The 16466-nt window shown below is 64.7% G+C and carries 14 protein-coding genes; 2 read left to right on the top strand and 12 right to left on the bottom strand.

Features of this window, described 5'->3' with window-relative positions:
* Positions 1-67: 67 nt before the first annotated feature.
* Positions 68-1039 (bottom strand): bifunctional riboflavin kinase/FAD synthetase, encoded by a 972-nt coding sequence (locus AC3WW4_RS05715; protein ID WP_488827414.1) that lies wholly within the window; start codon positions 1037-1039, stop codon positions 68-70.
* Between the two features lie 162 nt (positions 1040-1201).
* On the opposite strand from AC3WW4_RS05715, the gene AC3WW4_RS05710 reads away from it, so the two are divergent.
* Complete coding sequence (locus tag AC3WW4_RS05710; protein ID WP_488827413.1) at positions 1202-3334, top strand: putative bifunctional diguanylate cyclase/phosphodiesterase; 2133 nt, start codon at positions 1202-1204, stop codon at positions 3332-3334.
* Between the two features lie 36 nt (positions 3335-3370).
* Here the strand turns inward: AC3WW4_RS05710 and AC3WW4_RS05705 are convergent, their stop codons facing one another.
* The 3 genes from AC3WW4_RS05705 to AC3WW4_RS05695 all read right to left on the bottom strand — a co-directional run bounded on the left by AC3WW4_RS05705 (position 3371) and on the right by AC3WW4_RS05695 (position 5352).
* Positions 3371-4108, bottom strand: coding sequence for a pseudouridine synthase (locus AC3WW4_RS05705; protein ID WP_488827412.1), 738 nt, complete (start codon positions 4106-4108; stop codon positions 3371-3373).
* An 83-nt stretch (positions 4109-4191) separates the two neighbouring features.
* Complete coding sequence (locus AC3WW4_RS05700) at positions 4192-4851, bottom strand: retropepsin-like aspartic protease family protein (protein ID WP_488827411.1); 660 nt, start codon at positions 4849-4851, stop codon at positions 4192-4194.
* Positions 4852-4860: 9 nt separating this feature from the next.
* Complete coding sequence (locus AC3WW4_RS05695; RefSeq protein WP_488827410.1) at positions 4861-5352, bottom strand: YajQ family cyclic di-GMP-binding protein; 492 nt, start codon at positions 5350-5352, stop codon at positions 4861-4863.
* Between the two features lie 31 nt (positions 5353-5383).
* On the opposite strand from AC3WW4_RS05695, the gene murB reads away from it, so the two are divergent.
* Positions 5384-6448 (top strand): UDP-N-acetylmuramate dehydrogenase, encoded by a 1065-nt coding sequence (gene murB, locus AC3WW4_RS05690; RefSeq protein WP_488827409.1) that lies wholly within the window; start codon positions 5384-5386, stop codon positions 6446-6448.
* Between the two features lie 118 nt (positions 6449-6566).
* On the opposite strand, the gene ppnP is transcribed toward murB, so the two are convergent.
* The 8 genes from ppnP to AC3WW4_RS05650 form a co-directional block, all read right to left on the bottom strand.
* Positions 6567-6884 (bottom strand): pyrimidine/purine nucleoside phosphorylase, encoded by a 318-nt coding sequence (gene ppnP / locus AC3WW4_RS05685; protein WP_488827408.1) that lies wholly within the window; start codon positions 6882-6884, stop codon positions 6567-6569.
* A gap of 58 nt (positions 6885-6942) precedes the next feature.
* Positions 6943-8436 (bottom strand): argininosuccinate synthase, encoded by a 1494-nt coding sequence (locus AC3WW4_RS05680; RefSeq protein ID WP_488827407.1) that lies wholly within the window; start codon positions 8434-8436, stop codon positions 6943-6945.
* A gap of 114 nt (positions 8437-8550) precedes the next feature.
* Positions 8551-9657: a PA0069 family radical SAM protein gene (locus AC3WW4_RS05675; protein WP_374256273.1), complete on the bottom strand. Its 1107-nt coding sequence runs from the start codon at positions 9655-9657 to the stop codon at positions 8551-8553.
* A gap of 55 nt (positions 9658-9712) precedes the next feature.
* Entirely contained in the window at positions 9713-12058 is a 2346-nt protein-coding gene (locus tag AC3WW4_RS05670) for a putative bifunctional diguanylate cyclase/phosphodiesterase (RefSeq protein ID WP_374256274.1), read from the bottom strand.
* Entirely contained in the window at positions 12055-12618 is a 564-nt protein-coding gene (locus tag AC3WW4_RS05665; RefSeq protein ID WP_488827406.1) for a methylamine utilization protein, read from the bottom strand. The genes AC3WW4_RS05670 and AC3WW4_RS05665 overlap by 4 nt, the downstream gene beginning before the upstream one ends.
* Before the next feature lie 43 nt (positions 12619-12661).
* On the bottom strand, positions 12662-13573 hold the full coding sequence (locus tag AC3WW4_RS05660) for a DUF4394 domain-containing protein (protein ID WP_420816375.1): 912 nt from the start codon (positions 13571-13573) through the stop codon (positions 12662-12664).
* 35 nt (positions 13574-13608) lie between these two features.
* Complete coding sequence (locus AC3WW4_RS05655) at positions 13609-14316, bottom strand: response regulator transcription factor (RefSeq protein WP_420816377.1); 708 nt, start codon at positions 14314-14316, stop codon at positions 13609-13611.
* A gap of 2 nt (positions 14317-14318) precedes the next feature.
* Positions 14319-16346 (bottom strand): PAS-domain containing protein, encoded by a 2028-nt coding sequence (locus tag AC3WW4_RS05650; RefSeq protein ID WP_488827405.1) that lies wholly within the window; start codon positions 16344-16346, stop codon positions 14319-14321.
* Positions 16347-16466 lie beyond the last annotated feature (120 nt).

Here is a 16466-nt window from a genome sequence, read left to right as displayed (position 1 = left end):
TGGCTTCTTGTTGGCTCTTGCCGGGCTTGGCGGTCTGGTCTTGGCTCATGGGGGCTCAGGGTTCGGCTTAGGTGCCGCGCTGCTGAGCCTCGAAGAACCCGCGCGCGTCGGCAATGTCTTGGTGAATGGCGGCCTGCAAGGCCTCCAGGCCGTCGTAACGGGCCTCGTCTCGCAACTTGTGCAAGAGCTCTACGCGCACGATTTTACCGTAGCCCCCTTCCTTGCCGAGGGCGGCGGGCCAATCAAAGCAGTGGACCTCAAGCAGCACACGGCCGGCGTCCTCCACCGTGGGGCGCACGCCCATGCTGGCGACCCCCTCCAGGGGCTGGTCGGACAGGCCGTGGGTGCGGACGGCAAAGATGCCCGAGGTGGCCGGTTTTTCGTGGCCGAAACGGACGTTGAGGGTGCGGCAATCGAGGCTGCGACCCAGCTTGGCGCCGTGGATGACATGGCCACTGATGGTGTAGGGGCGACCCAACAAGCGCTCGACCTGGGTCATGTCGCCGGCAACCAGGGCCTCACGCACGACCGACGAAGACACCCGCAGGCCGTGCACCTCGTAGCTCATCATGCGGGCCACGTCGAAGCCCTGGCGGTTGCCTTCGGCGTCCAGCAGGTCGTAATCGCCAGCGCGTTTGGCGCCAAAGCGGAAGTCATCGCCCACCAACACGTAGCGGGCCTTCAAGCCCTGCACCAGCACCTGATCGATGAAGGCCTGGGGGCTGAGGCTGGCCAAACGCTGGTCAAAGGGCAACACCACCACCTGATCGACGCCGCAGCGTTCGAGCTCGGAGAGCTTGTCGCGCAAGGTGCCGATGCGGGTCGGAGCCAACTCAGGCTTGCCGGTCAGGGCCGCAAAGTAGTCACGCGGGTGCGGCTCGAAGGTGAGAACGGTGGCCGGGAGACCGCGGTGCTGCGCCTCATTGCGCAGCAGCGCCAGCATGGCCTGGTGGCCTCTGTGGACCCCGTCAAAATTACCGATGGTCAGCGCACAGGCCGGCGCCAGTGCTGCATGATGGAATCCGCGAAAGATCTGCATGGGTATCATTATCCTGCCTGCATGCGAACACCTATGAAGCGGTCGAGCAGAGCGTGACAGAAACGCAATTTTCATCAGGATTGCGCTCAGGTGCGCCCCGTCTTGATGGTCTCCTGTCCGAGAATGCCGTGACAGACCCTGCTGCGCCCCTCGACGCCGTTCATGCTCATCAAGCGACTTGCCCTCCCCCTCCCCGGCCTGCTGACTCTGCCCGTGTTGGCATTTGCCTTGGCCTTGTCTGTCGTGGTGTGGCTGGTGCTGCAGCAACAGCAGGCGGAGGCAGACCTGCGTCACACACGCGAGGAGCTGCGACAAGGCATGCAGGTGGCCCGCGTGATGCTGCAACCGATGGGATTGCAGCCGCCTCATGGGCAGGCGGCCACCTTGAGCGTGCCGCCGGCAGCCTTGGAGGCCGGACTGCAGCACGCCCTGCAGTTGATGCCCAATGTGCATGTGGCGGTGCTCACGCAGGAGCGTGCTGACGGCGCCTGGCTGCCCAGTCATGGTGAAGCCCAGGCCTGGGCAGCCACCTACGAGGCCTTGAGCCTGCCCGAGCGCAAAGCCCTGACGAATCCGACGACCGATGGCGCACCGTCCGAGTTCGCTGCCAATGGCGAAGTGCACGCGACCCTGTCGGTGATGGCGCCCGGCTTGCCAGGCGACCGTGCGGTGTTGTGGCTGCGCGCCGAGCTGGATCAACCCGACCCCGGCTGGGCACGCGCCCGCTGGCAATTGGTGCTGGCGACCTGGCTGGGCAGCCTGCTGGTGGGCGCGCTGTTGTGGCAGCAAGGCTGGCGGCTGCGCGAAGGCCTGCGGCAGCTCAGTGGCTGGACCCATCGCGCGACACAGGAGGAGTGGCCTGAGGTGCCCGCGCCGAAGGGCCCATTCGAGTTGCGGCAACTGGGACTGATGATGAGCGAGCTGAGCCGCTATCGTCACGCCCGGGAAGACGACATCCGGCAGACCGCCTTTCGGGACACCCTGACCCACCTGCCCAACCGCGCTTACTTTCAAGTGCGTCTGGCGCAGCAGATTCAGGAAGTGCACCGAGGCAAGCAGAGCGGCGCCTTGATCACGCTCGACATTCAGCGTTTCAAGCATGTGAACGCGGTACTGGGCCAGGCCTCGGGCGACACCTTGTTGCGCAAGGTGGCCTTGCGCCTGTCGGCCACCCTGCCCGACACCCACCATTTGCTGGGCCGCATCGGCGGCAACCAGTTTGCCTGTCTGGTGCCACGCGCGGACAAGGTGAGCGCCACGCAGTTGGCCAAGACCCTGCTGCGCAGCATGGACACCCCGTTCGAACTGGACGGCCAAGCGATTGACCTGATGGCGCAGGCCGGCGTCACCTTGTTCCCAGAAGACGGCCGCAATGCCGATGAGCTGCTGTCGCATGCCGAGATGGCCATGAACGTGGCGCGCCAGAAGATGGTCAGCATGATGGTCTACAGCCCGGACATGGATCCGGACGAGGCCGCTTCACTGAGCCTGTTGACGGAGCTCAAGCAGGCGGTGAACCGCCGTGAGCTGCAACTGCACTTGCAACCCAAAATCTGCCTGAGCACGAATGCCGTCCTGGGTGCCGAGGCCTTGGTCCGTTGGCAGCACCCGACAAAGGGCCTCATCCCCCCGGGCGCGTTCATCCCGTTTGCCGAGCAAACCGGCTTCATCCGGGTGCTGACCCTGTGGGCCGTGGACCAGGCGGCCACCCTCTGGCGCCAATGGCACGACGCGGGGCTGAATCTGAAGATTGCCGTCAACCTGTCCGCGCACGACCTGATGGACCGCGACCTGCCCCAGCACCTGCACGCGATCCTGACCCGCCATCAGGTGCTGCCAGGCGCCATGGTGCTGGAGATCACCGAGGGGGCAACAATGGAGGATCCGGCCCATGCGGGCCAGATTTTGAACCGGCTCAACGAGCTGGGCTTTCTCTTGTCCATCGACGATTTCGGCACGGGCTATTCGTCGCTGGCCTACCTGAAGACGCTGCCGGTGCACGAGTTGAAGATCGACAAGTCCTTCGTGCTGAACATGCAGAATGACCTGAACGATGCCAAGATCGTGCGCTCGGTGATCGACCTGGCGCACAACCTGGGCATGTCGGTGGTGGCCGAAGGGCTGGAGTCGGCCAAGAGCTGGAAGCTGCTGGAAGGGCTGCACTGCAACGAGGCGCAGGGCTTTTTCATCAGCCGCCCCATGCCTGCCCATGAATTTGTGGACTGGGTGCGTGCCTGGCAGGCGCCCAGCGTTCAGGACGAGTACCTGAACACCGACTTCACGAACATCCTCTGACCGGCCCAGCCGGGGCGGCCTGAGGAAGACGGGGCGTCAGGGCAGGACGATGGCCGGGTCTTCGATCCAGCGCCATTGACCGGGGGCCAAGTCCTCGGGCAGTGCCAGGCGGCCGATCTGGCTGCGGTGCAGACCCTCGACCCGGTTGCTGACAGCGGCCACCATGCGCTTGACCTGGTGGTATTTGCCTTGCAGCAAGGTCAGGCGCAGATGGAGGGTCTCACCCTCGCCCACCGGCTCAGCCGCATCGGCATACACGGGATCGGGGTCGTCATCCAGCACCACCCCCTTGCGCAGCTTCTCGCACATGGCCGCCGTGACCGGGTGCTTGCAGGTCACCTCGTAGACCTTGGGCACGTGGTGCTTGGGCGAGGTGAGCTTGTGCAGCAAGGGGCCGTCGTCGGTGAGCAGCAGCAGGCCGGTGGTATCTTGATCGAGCCGCCCCACGGGTTGCAGGCCCCGGCGGCGCAAGGGCACCGGCAGCAGGTTGTGCACGCCCGGCCAGGCGCCCGGCTTGAGCGAGCACTCGTAGCCCGCAGGCTTGTGCAGCATGATCAGCGCCTTGACGTGGGTCACCCAGGGCTGACCGTCGACGATCAGGCTCAGTCGGTCTTCCGGAAAGGCCGCATCGGGATCGTCAACCACCTCGCCGTCGACCTGCACGAGGCCATTGAGGATCAGCCCTTCACACACGCGACGCTCACCGAAGCCCTGACCAAACAGGATCTGATCGAGGGTGTTGTGCCCGGCGGGCAGGCGTGGTCGTTTGGCCATGGTGCAAAAACAGGAAGTGACGACCCGGTTTGGATCAGGCCGCCATTGTGCAACCAGTCCACGCGTGAAGGCCTCGCGCGCCGTCAGAAACGGCGCTGCAGGGTCATGGTGCCATTTTCCTGCTTCATCTGAAAACGCGACAGGAAGCTGTTGCCCAGCAGGATGTAGGGCATGCCCATCGGCATCACGGCCGCCTCGACGTTGTGCACCTCGACGTCCTGGATGCGCACGGTGCCCAGGCTGATGCGGTAGCCGGTGGTCACGCCATTGGCGGTGTGGGCCTGCATGCGCTGACCGGTCTCAAAATTGATGCCCAGGCGCTTGGCTTCGGCTGCCCCCATCGAGATCATGGTCGCGCCGGTGTCGACCACAAACTGGGTGCCGCGGCCGTTGATGCTGCCCTGGGTGACGAAATGCCCACCTGAGCCCGCTGTCAGCACGATCTGGGTGCCACCGCTCCCACCGCTGCGCCCGCCCACGCTGACGGGCGCGCCACCCAGCGCCACCGTCTGGCGCTGACCCGCGATCTCGACCACCGTCTGATCGGGCGTGACACTGATGACCTTGACGCCCAGGTGCGCCTCACCCGCCGCCAGGGCCTTGGGCTGGCCGCCATTGATGACCAGCAGGGCCTTGCGACCCATGCCCCCGCTCATGGCTACGCTTTGCGCCAGGGCAGCGCCGGCACACAAGGTCAGGCTCACGCCCAACAGGATCTGACGCATCGGGCGGACGTGGGTCATGGCGTGCACTCAATCGCGGAAGTTGTCGAACGACAGCGGGGCGTCGGTGATGTCCTTCTTGATCAGGGCCATGGCAGCCTGCAGGTCGTCACGCTTGGCGCCCTGGATGCGCACTTCCTCGCCCTGGATGCTGGCGTTGACCTTGAGCTTGCTGTCCTTGATCAGCTTGGTGATCTTCTTGGCCAGTTCGGCTTCGATGCCAGCCTTGATCTTGACGACCTGCTTGACCTTGTCGCCACCGATCTTCTCGACCTTGCCCACGTCCATGAAGCGGATGTCGACCTTTTGCTTGGTGAGCTTGTTGTAAAGCACATCGCGCACCTGGTCGATCTGGAAGTCAGAGTCACCGAAGATGATGACCTGCTTGTCCTTCTTGTTGAATTCGACGGCGGCGCTGGTGCCCTTGAAATCGAAGCGGGTGCCGATTTCCTTGCCGGTGGTGTCGACGGCATTGCCGACGGAATCAAGGTTGGGATCGAGCTTGGTGTCAAAACTGGGCATGGTGTTCTCCGTTGTCTGCGAAAATTCTGCCATGCACACACCGTCTGCCGGCGACTCTTCGCCAGTTTCTTCTGCTTTGCTCGATCTGGAGCGCGGCGCGAGCCTGCGTGAGTTCAACACCTTCGGCCTGCCGTCCACCGCCCAAACGCTGGTGCACCTCCACTCGGAGGCCGATGTGAAGCGGGTGGTCAATGACCCAGAACTGGGCCGCGCGCCCAAGTTCATCCTGGGTGGCGGCAGCAATCTGGTGCTGACGCAGGACGTGGACCGCTGTGTGCTGAAGGTGGAGATCAAGAGCATCCGCCTGCTGGAGACGCGCGACGACGCCTGGATTGTGGAGGTGGGCGCGGGCGAGCGCTGGCATGACACGGTGGCGTGGTGCCTGGACCAGGGCCTGCCGGGCCTGGAGAACATGGCACTGATTCCGGGCACGGTGGGCGCAGCGCCGGTGCAGAACATCGGCGCCTACGGGGTGGAGCTGCAAGACCGGTTCGAATCGCTGGACGCGGTGGACCTGATCACCGGGCGCACGGTGACGCTCACGGCGGCGCAGTGCGGCTTTGGCTACCGCGACAGCATTTTCAAGCGACACCTGGCTGGCAAAAGTCTGATCACCACAGTGCGCCTGCGCCTGCCGCGCCCCTGGCAGCCGGTGCTGGGCTACCTGGAGCTGGAGCGCAAGATGGCCGAGACGGGCATCACAGCACCCGACGCGCGGCAGATTTTCGACTGGGTGTGCGAGGTGCGCCGCGCCAAGCTGCCCGACCCGGCCGTGATCGGCAACTCGGGTAGCTTTTTCAAGAACCCGGTGGTGACGGCCGAACAGTGCCGCGACATCATTGGCCGCGATCCGCATGTGGTGCATTACGCGCTGGAAGACGGCACGTTCAAGCTGGCCGCAGGGTGGCTGATCGATGCCTGTGGGTGGAAGGGCAAGTCGATTGGCCGCGCGGGGGTGTATGAGCGTCAGGCGCTGGTGCTGGTGAACCGGGGCGGCGCCAATGGGGCCGAGGTGGTGACGCTGGCGCGCGCGATCCAGGAAAGCGTGTACGGGCGCTTTGGCATCCGGCTGGAGCCTGAGCCGGTGGTGGTCTGATGTACGGGCCACACTGAAACGCGAAAGCCGCTCCAAGGAGCGGCTTTTTGAATGGGGACGCGGTATGGCGTCGCGAACCGCCTGGCCGCATCAGGCGCCCGAGCGGCTCAGACTGACATCAACCGAAGTGGCAAATGTAGTGGTAAGGCTCGCCTTCGACCTTGATCTCGAAGGAGGAGTTGCCCGGCACATTGAAGCTTTCGCCTGCGCCATAGGTCTGCCATTCGCTGGCGCCGGCCAGTTTGATGGTGGCCTTGCCCGCGACGGTTTCCATGATCTCAGGTGCGCCGGTGTTGAAGGTCAAGGTGGCGGGCAGGATCACGCCAACCGACTTGCGAACGCCGTCAGCCAGGGTCACGGTGTGCGAGATGCACTTGCCGTCGAAGTAAACGCTGGCTTGCGTGGCGACGCTGCCTGCGAGGGTGGTGGTGGTCATGGTGGGATCTCCAAAATGAAGAAAGACCGATGCACGGGCACCGGTCTTTCAAGAGGTCTTACTTGGTGGCCGCAGCCTTCTTGGCGGCAGGCTTGGCTGCGGTGGTCGCAGGCTTGGTGGCCGTCGCAGCTGGCTTGCGGGCGACCGGCTTGGCGGTGGTCTTCACGGCCACCGGCTTGGCAGCAGGCTTCACAGCCGGCTTCGCGGCAGTCTTGGCAGCACGGACAGCGCCCGCGCGTTGTGCCTTGACGTTGGCACCGATGCGCAGACGCAGGGCGTTGAGCTTGATGAAGCCCGCCGCATCAGCCTGGTTGTAGGCGCCTGCGTCGTCCTCGAAGGTCGAGATCTTGGCGTCGAACAGGCTGTCGGTCTTGGACTCGCGGCCCACGCACATGATCGTGCCCTTGTAGAGCTTGAGCTTGACGGTGCCGTTGACGGTTTCCTGGCTGGCGTCGATCAGGCCTTGCAGCAGTTCGCGCTCGGGGCTGAACCAGTAGCCGTTGTAGATCATGCGGGCGTAACGCGGCATCAGGTCATCCTTCAGCGCCAGGACTTCGCGGTCGAGGGTGATGGATTCGATGGCACGGTGGCCCGACAGCAGGATGGTGCCGCCAGGGGTTTCGTAGCAGCCGCGGCTCTTCATGCCGACGTAGCGGTTTTCGACCTTGTCCAGACGACCGATGCCGTGCTTGCCGCCGATCTCGTTCAGCTTGGTCAGCACTTGCGCGGGCGTCAGCTTGACGCCGTCGATGGCGACCACGTCACCCTTGGCATAGGTCAGCTCGATGGTTTGCGGCTTGTTGGGCGCCTTCTCGGGCGACACCGTCAGGCGCCACATATTGGCTTCGGGCTCGAAGTTCGGGTCTTCCAGCACGCCACCTTCGTAGCTGATGTGCAGCAAGTTGGCGTCCATGGAGTAAGGCGCGCCGCCCTTGCGCTTCTTGAAGTCCACCGGGATGCCGTTCTTGTCGGCATAGGCCAGCAGCTTTTCGCGGGACAGCAGGTCCCACTCGCGCCACGGTGCAATCACCTTCACGCCGGGCAGCAGCGCGTAGGCACCCAGCTCGAAGCGGACCTGGTCGTTGCCCTTGCCGGTGGCGCCGTGCGAGATGGCGTCGCCCTTGGTCTTCTTGGCGATCTCGATCAGGCGCTTGGCGATCAGGGGACGGGCGATGGAGGTGCCCAGCAGGTACTCGCCTTCGTACAGCGCGTTGGCGCGGAACATCGGGAACACGTAGTCGCGCACGAATTCTTCGCGCAGGTCTTCGATGAAGATGTTCTCGGGCTTGATGCCCATCTTCAGCGCCTTGGCGCGTGCGGGTTCGATCTCTTCACCCTGGCCGATGTCGGCGGTGAAGGTGACCACTTCGCAGTTGTACTCGTCTTGCAGCCACTTCAGGATGATGGACGTGTCCAGACCGCCAGAGTAGGCCAGCACGACTTTCTTGATCTTCTGGGCCTTGTCGGCAGCAGCGGGAGCAGCAACCGGCTGGGCAGCAGGTGCCGCCTTGGGGGCCTTGGCAGGCTTGACGGGCTTGGCGGTTTTGGACATGGTCGAGTCTAGGTAGAGAAACGAAAGCGTCGATTTTAGACGCGCCCGGCTCTGCTGGTGCGCATGGCCCGGCAAACAATCACCCGCTCGGCCTCGGCGAGCCGGGTTGGGAACTCAGAACAGGCCCAGTTGCGGAGAGGGCGGACGCAAGGCGGTCGGATTGAACGCACTGCCGTCCAGCACCGGCAGGCGCCGTTCCAGCCCATGACGCGCGACGGCCTTGCGCACACGTTGCGCGATCAACTGCGACCAGACGCCCTCGCCTTTCATGCGCCATCTGAAGTCAGCGTCGTAGTCCTTGCCGCCGCGCAGTTCACGCACGCGGGCCATGATGCGCGCGGCCTTGTCGGGCGCATGGTGGCCGAGCCACTCTTCGAACAGCGGTTTGACCTCCCAGGGCAGGCGCAGCACGGTGTAGTGGATGGACTGCGCACCAGCCTGCGCAGCGGCCTCGATGAGCGACTCGATTTCGGGCTCGTTGAGGAAAGGGATGATGGGGGCCACGTTGACCCCGACGGGAACCCCGGCATCGGCCAGGCGCCGGATGGTCTGCAAGCGGCGGTACGGTGCCGCCGCACGGGGCTCCAGCTTGCGGCACAGTGCTGCGTCCAGCGTGGTCAGGCTGATCATCACGTAGGCCTGCTGGCGCGCACCGGCTTGCGCCAGCAGGTCGATGTCGCGCTCGACGCCGCTGGACTTGGTGATCAGGGTGTAGGGATGCTGGCAGCTGTTCAGCACCTCCAGCACGCTGCGAGTGATGCGCCACTCACGTTCAATGGGCTGGTAGGGATCGGTGGCCGAGCCGATGTTGATGGGGCTGCACACGTGACTGGGTTTTTGCAACTCCTGCCTCAGCAAGGCGGCGGCGTTGACCTTGGCGACCAGACGGGTTTCGAAGTCCAGCCCGGGCGAGAGGTTGAGGTAGCTGTGGGTGGGACGGGCATAGCAGTAGATACAGCCGTGCTCGCATCCGCGGTAGGGGTTGATGGACCAGGTGAAGGGGATGTCGGGAGACTGGTTGCCCGACAGGATGCTGCGGGCCTGCTCGGGCGTGACCTGGGTGGGGCGCGCAGTCGTCTCATCCTCCTCGCGCTCCCAACCATCGGCGACCGCCTCGCGCGCCTGCGCCGCAAAGCGATGCGCCCAACGGGTGGCCGTGCCACGGCCCTTGAGGGGGATGGCACGCAGACGGGCATCAGGGGGTGGCGTCCAATCGCTCATGCACTGTATTTTCATACAGCATACGGATTTTGTCAGCCACTCTGACCAGGCTCGCTCAACGGCGCTGCCAACGCTGTCGCCAGGCGATGAAGTCTGCCGCCGGCATGGGCTTGCTCACCAAATAACCCTGGGCTTCGTCACACCGCCAATCGCGCAGACGCTGCAAGATGGCTTCGGTCTCCACGCCTTCGGCCACCACACTGAGGCCCAGGTTGTGGGCCAGGTCAATGGTCGAGCGGACGATCTTGGCATCGCTGTCGTCGTCTGCCATGCCCATCACGAAAGACTTGTCGATCTTGAGTTCGCTGACCGGCAGACGCTTGAGGTAGGCCAGCGACGAATAGCCGGTGCCAAAGTCGTCAATGGAGAGCTTGAAGCCCAACTCAGCCAAGCGGTTGAGGGTGTTCTCGGCACGCTGAGGGTCGTCCATGATCGCGCTCTCGGTGATCTCCAGGCAAAAGGCCTCGGCCTGCACACCATGGCGCGCCATGATGGCGCTGAGCTTTTGCGGAAAATCCAGGTCCAGTAAATCTCGGGTGGACAGGTTGATGGCCACACGCAGGCCGGCTTCGGCGCTTTGCAGACTGGACCACTGACGGGCCACCTCCTCGAACACCCACAAGGTGAGTTGGCGCACGAAACCGGTTTGCTCGGCAAACGGAATGAAGGCCATGGGGGGAACGAGTCCGCGTTCAGGGTGCTGCCACCGCACCAGAGCCTCGGCCGCACTGATCTGCCCGGAAGCGGTGTGCAGCTTGGGCTGCAAGTACAAACGCAACTCCTCGTGCGCCAGTGCGTGGCGCAGGTCACTCAGCAGAGACAGGGTCTGGGCGCTGGACGAGTCGAGCGCTGGGGCGTACAGCACCACGCCGGTGGTCCGTGCCTTGGCAGCGTGCATCGCGACTTCGGAGCGGCTCATCAAGGTGTCGGCGTCGTCGCCATCGCCAGGCCAGCAGGCCGCACCGATGCTGGCACTGAGATCAACCGTCTGCTCCCCAAGCGCCAGTGGGTGCTCGAAACCTCTGGTGATGCGATCGGCCACGGCCAGCGCGGCCTGGGCATCCGCCTGGGTCAACAGGATGACGAACTCGTCGCCCCCCACACGCGCCACCAGATCGGCTGCGGTGCCCACATGCTGCTGCAGGCGAGCGGCCACCACCTTGAGCAGCTCGTCGCCAAAGGCATAGCCCAGCACTTCGTTGACGTGTTTGAATCGATCCAGGTTGAGGGTGAGAACCACCAGGGGACCTTGCCCTGCCTGATCGAGTGCCGCCACCAGGCGATCCCGGAACTGCTCGCGGTTGGGCAGGCCGGTGAGACGGTCCCAGTAGGCGAGCTTGAGGATCTGCTCATGCTGCTGGGCCAAGCTGGTGCGCATGCGATCAAAACCGCGGGCCAGCTGCCCCACTTCGTCGTGTCGCTGCGTGCCTTGCACGGCAATGTCAAAGCGGCCCTGCTCCAACACCCCGGTGACCTCGGTGAGCTCCTTGAGAGGACGGGTCACACGTCGGCTGGCGAGGTGACTGCCCACGGCGAACAACAAGAGGCCACCCAAGGTGATCAAGATCAGGTGAAGCTGGAGTTGCCGGTAAGGCCCACTTGCCTCAGAGATGGAGCGCAAGAAGATCGCGCGCATCGCGCCATCGGTGGCGCCCATGGCGCCTTGTCGCACGGCGAAGATGTCCTCGCCCAACGTGACAGACGACAGGCGCTGACGAACCACATCGACCAGGGCGGCCTGCTGCACCCGTGGCAAGGTCGAGACGACTGGCACCAGGGTCTGATCAGACTGCTCGGACACGATGGCGATGTGGACATTGGACAGGCGCACAAAGTCTTCGGCCAGCCGTTGGTCGAGCGGGAAACCCATCAGCACCCAGCCGATCAACACGGGTGCCTTCACAGGCACCATGACGAACTGGTAAGGCTGCGGCCCGATGCGGGTCAAACGCCCGCCTTGCGGCACCCGAGCCAACTGTGTGCCCAAGTGCTGGAACACCTCGTGGGGCACCGGTGGCGCACCCTCACTGACAGTGGACTGCGTGAAGTCAGGCGACAGCATCACCGCCAAGGTGGCGCCGATGCGGGCACTGCTGTTGTCCAGTGCCGAGGCAATGGTGCCTTGATCGCCACTGGCGATGGCCGAGCGGAAGCCGAAATCTGCGGCCAGCACGACCGACGCCTCCTGCAAGCGCTGTGCTCGCAAGTCCAGCAGACGTTGCCAGACACGCTCACCAACCTCCAGTTCGGTACGCACCCCTTGCCGCACCAGTTGCTCGACAGCGGCCCGCACGACCGCACCACCTGCCGCCTGCACGACCAGCAGCAAGATGAGCATGACCAGCACGATGCGGGTGGACAGCGACATGTCCCGCCAGTACGAGCGAGCCATGTCGGTCATGGCGCCTCCAGCTTGCGGAGCACGACGCGCATTGCCACGGACTTGTCCGTCATGCTCAGCGCCTGAGCCTGGGCAGACGCCCCCACGGGCAGACGCTGGTGCCACAGGCGCAGCTGGTAGGCATCAGGCGGGACGTTGTCCAGCACGACACGGCCATCGGCGTCGGCTTGGGCTCGGTATGGCGTGTCCACCACCACGACCCTGGCAATCATCTGATCATGGATGTTGCACCCCAGCACGGCCACACCTGGCTGGTCGAACACCACCGGCTGGGCAGGCGTGCCGACGTAGAGCTTGAGCTCGAACCGCTTGGTGGGCGAGAACGAGTACACATGGTGGCGCACGGTGTCGCGGTTGGGAAAGGCCACCGGCGTCCCCCGTGTGACGAGAAGCACATCGGGCACAAAGCGCTTGTTCTGCTGGGCCATGTCGACCTGCGCCATGGGACGCACGACCTTACTGGCCTGGACCGAATCCAGGAACACCACCGCATCGGGTACGGGACGGCCTTGCTCGTCCACCACTGTGACCTGCAAACTGGCTGCACCGCTGGTGCCCACGCCCAGACTCAAACAAGCGGCGAGCCCCCAAGCAATCCAACCCTCACGGCTCAATCGCCACCCCTCGCAAGGATTGCCCCTGGCCCACGGTCCCCAGCAAGGAGGCCTGCCCCGTGCGCAGATCAATGCGATAGAGACGGGTCCGGGCCTCGCCCTGCGTGACCACGGCCGCCAAGGCGGTGTTGCGCACGTCCGAAATGTCGAAGGAGACCTCACGCAAAGGCCCCAGGCCCAGGCCGCCCACCTTGAACAGCATGCCACCATTGGGAGACACGACAGGGCTGACGCCCTCGGCGCTGCCCAACGTCACCAGCGTGCCTTGACTCATGTCGATGGCATAGCCGGTGGTCAACTTGTCATCTCGGGTGTTATAGGTGTAGGCCATGCCGGCCACGCGCGGCCGAACGGTCGCGTCGGCGTAGCGCAGGGCACCGTCTGGCTGCACACCGGCTTGGGCAGGATCGCCATCGACCAGCGCGCCCGTATCGGGGTGCACACGCATGTTGCGCCCATCTTCGCTGATGACGCGGATGCGGTCGACGGTGGGATTGAAATCGAATCCGTGGGCCTGTTGCGGTGACAAGGACAGCAGCGGAGCCGGCACCCAGTTCAAACGTGCCTGGACGGTATCGAGTGTGTACAGGCGCCCGGCACTGCTGAGGGCATACAGCACCCCACGGGCCACACGGTAATCGATGCCAACGATGACCTCGCCCTCACTCAGGCCTTGCAGTGGACGGGAACTGAGCAGCTTGCCAGGCTGGCCCGCATTGAAGTGGATGAGTTCGTGGTTGGCCGTGACCGCCCAGACCGTTTCGGGGCGGTTGCCCCCTGTGGGCTCAGACCAAGGCAAGGACAGCGAGGTGCACGCAGACAGCACGCCCGCCAGCGCCAAGGCCATCCCGCAGCGAGCGGCAAGTCGAGAAACATTCACAGCCTTCTTGGCAGATCGCATGGAGACCCTCTCATCGCGCGGGTGCAGCGAGGCACCTAACCCCAGATGACAGTCGCCGAGAAAACGTACCCGGCGCCGTAGACGGTCTTGATGATACGCGGGTCGAGCGGGTCATCTTCGATCTTGCGGCGCAGGCGTGAAATCCTCACGTCAATACTGCGATCCAGGGGAGATAAGCCACGCCGTCCGACCAATTGTTCACGGGTGAGGATCTGGTGCGGACGCTCCAGGAAGGTACGCAGCACCTGCACTTCGGCCACGCCCAGCACATGCTCGCCCCCCTCGTCGGAGCGCAAGGTGTTGGCCGAGCAGTCCAGCGTCCAGTTCAGAAAGCGTGCCACGCGGCGCGACTCGCTTTGGCCACCGCCCGGCACCTGGCCGCGACGGCGCAGGATGCTGCGCACACGGGCGACCAGCTCACGCGGCTCGAAAGGCTTGGTGACATAGTCATCTCCGCCCAACTCCAGACCCATGATGCGGTCGGCGGTGTGCCCTCGACCACTGAGGATCAGGAGGCCACAGGGAGACTGCTGGCTGATCTGACGCACCAGGTCGATGCCGTCCATGTCGGGCAGGCCCAAGTCGATGATGCACAGATCGGGACGACGGACCGGCAGACGGCTCAGTGCGCTGGCGCCGGTGTGGAAACACTCCACCTCGAAGCCGAATTCGACGAGCACGGATTGCACCAGACGGGCGATCGAGAGCTCGTCTTCAATGACGTAAATCAGGGCCGGGGGCATGCTCACGCGGTCAGCCCTTCCAGGGCCGCCGCCAGATCGCGGGTGCTAAAGGGCTTGGGCAAGACGGGCAGGTCCATGAGCTCGTCCCCACTGGGCGCACAGCCGCTCATCAGCAACACCTGCATCTGAGGTCGCTGCAAACGCGCCAGGCGAGCCAAGCCTACGCCGTTCATCTCACCGGGCATCATGATGTCGGACAGGAGCAGATTGATATCGGGCATCTGCGCAAGGATAGCCTGCGCCTCCTGCGCGTGCGCGGCCTCGATGACGGCAAAGCCCAGATCGAGCAGGCTGCGGCGCACGACACGGCGCACATCGGGATCATCCTCGACCAGCAGCGCCACCCCACGGCGACTGCGGTCGGACGCAAAATCGGTGTCATCGAGCGCCGGCACGTCGGTGGGCACCTCGATCGCAGGCAGGCACAGCGACACGGTGGTGCCCTGCCCGGGCGTGCTGTTCACCTGGATGGCGCCACCCGACTGGCGCACAAAACCGTACACCATGGACATGCCCAGGCCGGTGCCACTGCCGGCCTGCTTGGTGGTGAAGAAGGGCTCGAAGATGCGAGAGACGGTGGCCGCGTCCATGCCCACGCCGTCGTCCACCACCTCCAGGCACACATAGGTGCCGGGCTGCACACGCTGGCGTTCGGCCTGGCGTTCGTCGATGGTGTGTGTGGACGTGCGCACGACGATGCGACCGTGCGACTGAGTGGCATCGCGGGCGTTGAGGATGAGGTTGACCAAGGCGTTTTCGAGCTGCGTCGCGTCCACCCAGGTCCAGGCCGGTTCACGGTCGAGCACCACATCCAACTGCAGGGTCACGGGCAAAGCCGGCCGCACCAGGCGGGTCACCGACTGGGTGAGCGCCGTGACATCAACCGCCCCGGCCTGAAGGGGCTGCTGGCGTGCAAAGGTCATCAGGCCACGGATCAGCTCGGCGCCCCGGCGGGCGGCGGCGATGGCCGGGCCGGTGAACTCGGTGACCAGTGGGTCTTGCGGGCGGGCATCGGCCAGGGCCGAGAGGTTGCCGATGATGACCGTGAGGATGTTGTTGAAGTCGTGTGCCAGGCCGCCCGTGAGCTGGCCCATGGCCTTCATCTTCTGGGCGCGCACGACCAGGGCCTGTGACTGCTTTTCCTGCGTGACATCGAAGGTGAGCTCGAAGCAGCCCACCACGTCTCCATCGGCTGCGATGTCGGGGACGAGCGTGGTGCGCACGGCCAGGGTCTGCCCTGCCACGGTATGCAACTCGTAGTCGAAGGTGACGTCTTCGCCCGCCAGCGCGCGGCTGATGTTGGGCTTGATGCGCTCGTACACGTCCGAGCCCAGGAACTCGCGGGCGCTGACCGCATCGGGCTTGTGCGGATCGAGACCGAACCAATCCTGATAGCCGCGGTTGACGTAGGTGTAGGTGCGATCGGCGCGGAAATAGGCCACCAGCGCCGGAATCGAGTCGGTGACCAGGCGCATCTGGTGCTCACTGCGACGCAGCGAGGCGGTGATCTGTTCGTTGGCCTCCAGTGCCTCGCGCAGGCGCTGGTTGCTGGCCTGCAGCTCGGCGGTGCGCGCCAGCACGCGGGATTCCAGCTCGCTGTTGGCTTGGCGCAAGGCCTGCTCGGCACGGCGCTGCTCGGTCACATCGGAATACAGGGTGACGAAACCGTGTCCGGGCAGGGGTTGGCCGGTGATACGCAACACGCTGCCATCGGGGCGCACACGTTCGATGTCGTGCGGCACGAACTCGCGGGCCTTGTCCACGCGGGCGGCCACGGCGGCATCGATGTCGTCTTCCCCATACTCACCGCGCTGGGCGTTGTAGCGGATGAAGCTCTCGAACGGGGCGCCCACAAAGGCCAGATCAGCCGGGAAATCAAGCAGTTGCAGGAAGGCGCGGTTCCAGGCGACCAACTTCAAATCAGCGTCGAACACGGTGAGACCCTGGTCGAGCAGGTCGAGGCCCGCTTGCAAGGTTTGTTGACGCCAGTGGCCGGTGTCAGTCTGCAAAGCGGCATCTAGATGGGTCACGCGGGTCTCCGGTTGCGAGGCTCAAAGCCTGCTGATTCTAGGCAGCGCACCGCGCCTGGAACACACCGAATCCGGCTTGCAAACATTCGTCACATTTGCTGGGAGGTGGTGAAAAAGTCC

The sequence above is a fragment of the Aquabacterium sp. TM01 genome (genome assembly GCF_057808345.1).
The sequence above is the reverse complement of the archived record's forward strand: the minus strand, read 5'-3'. Positions and strand labels throughout refer to the sequence as shown.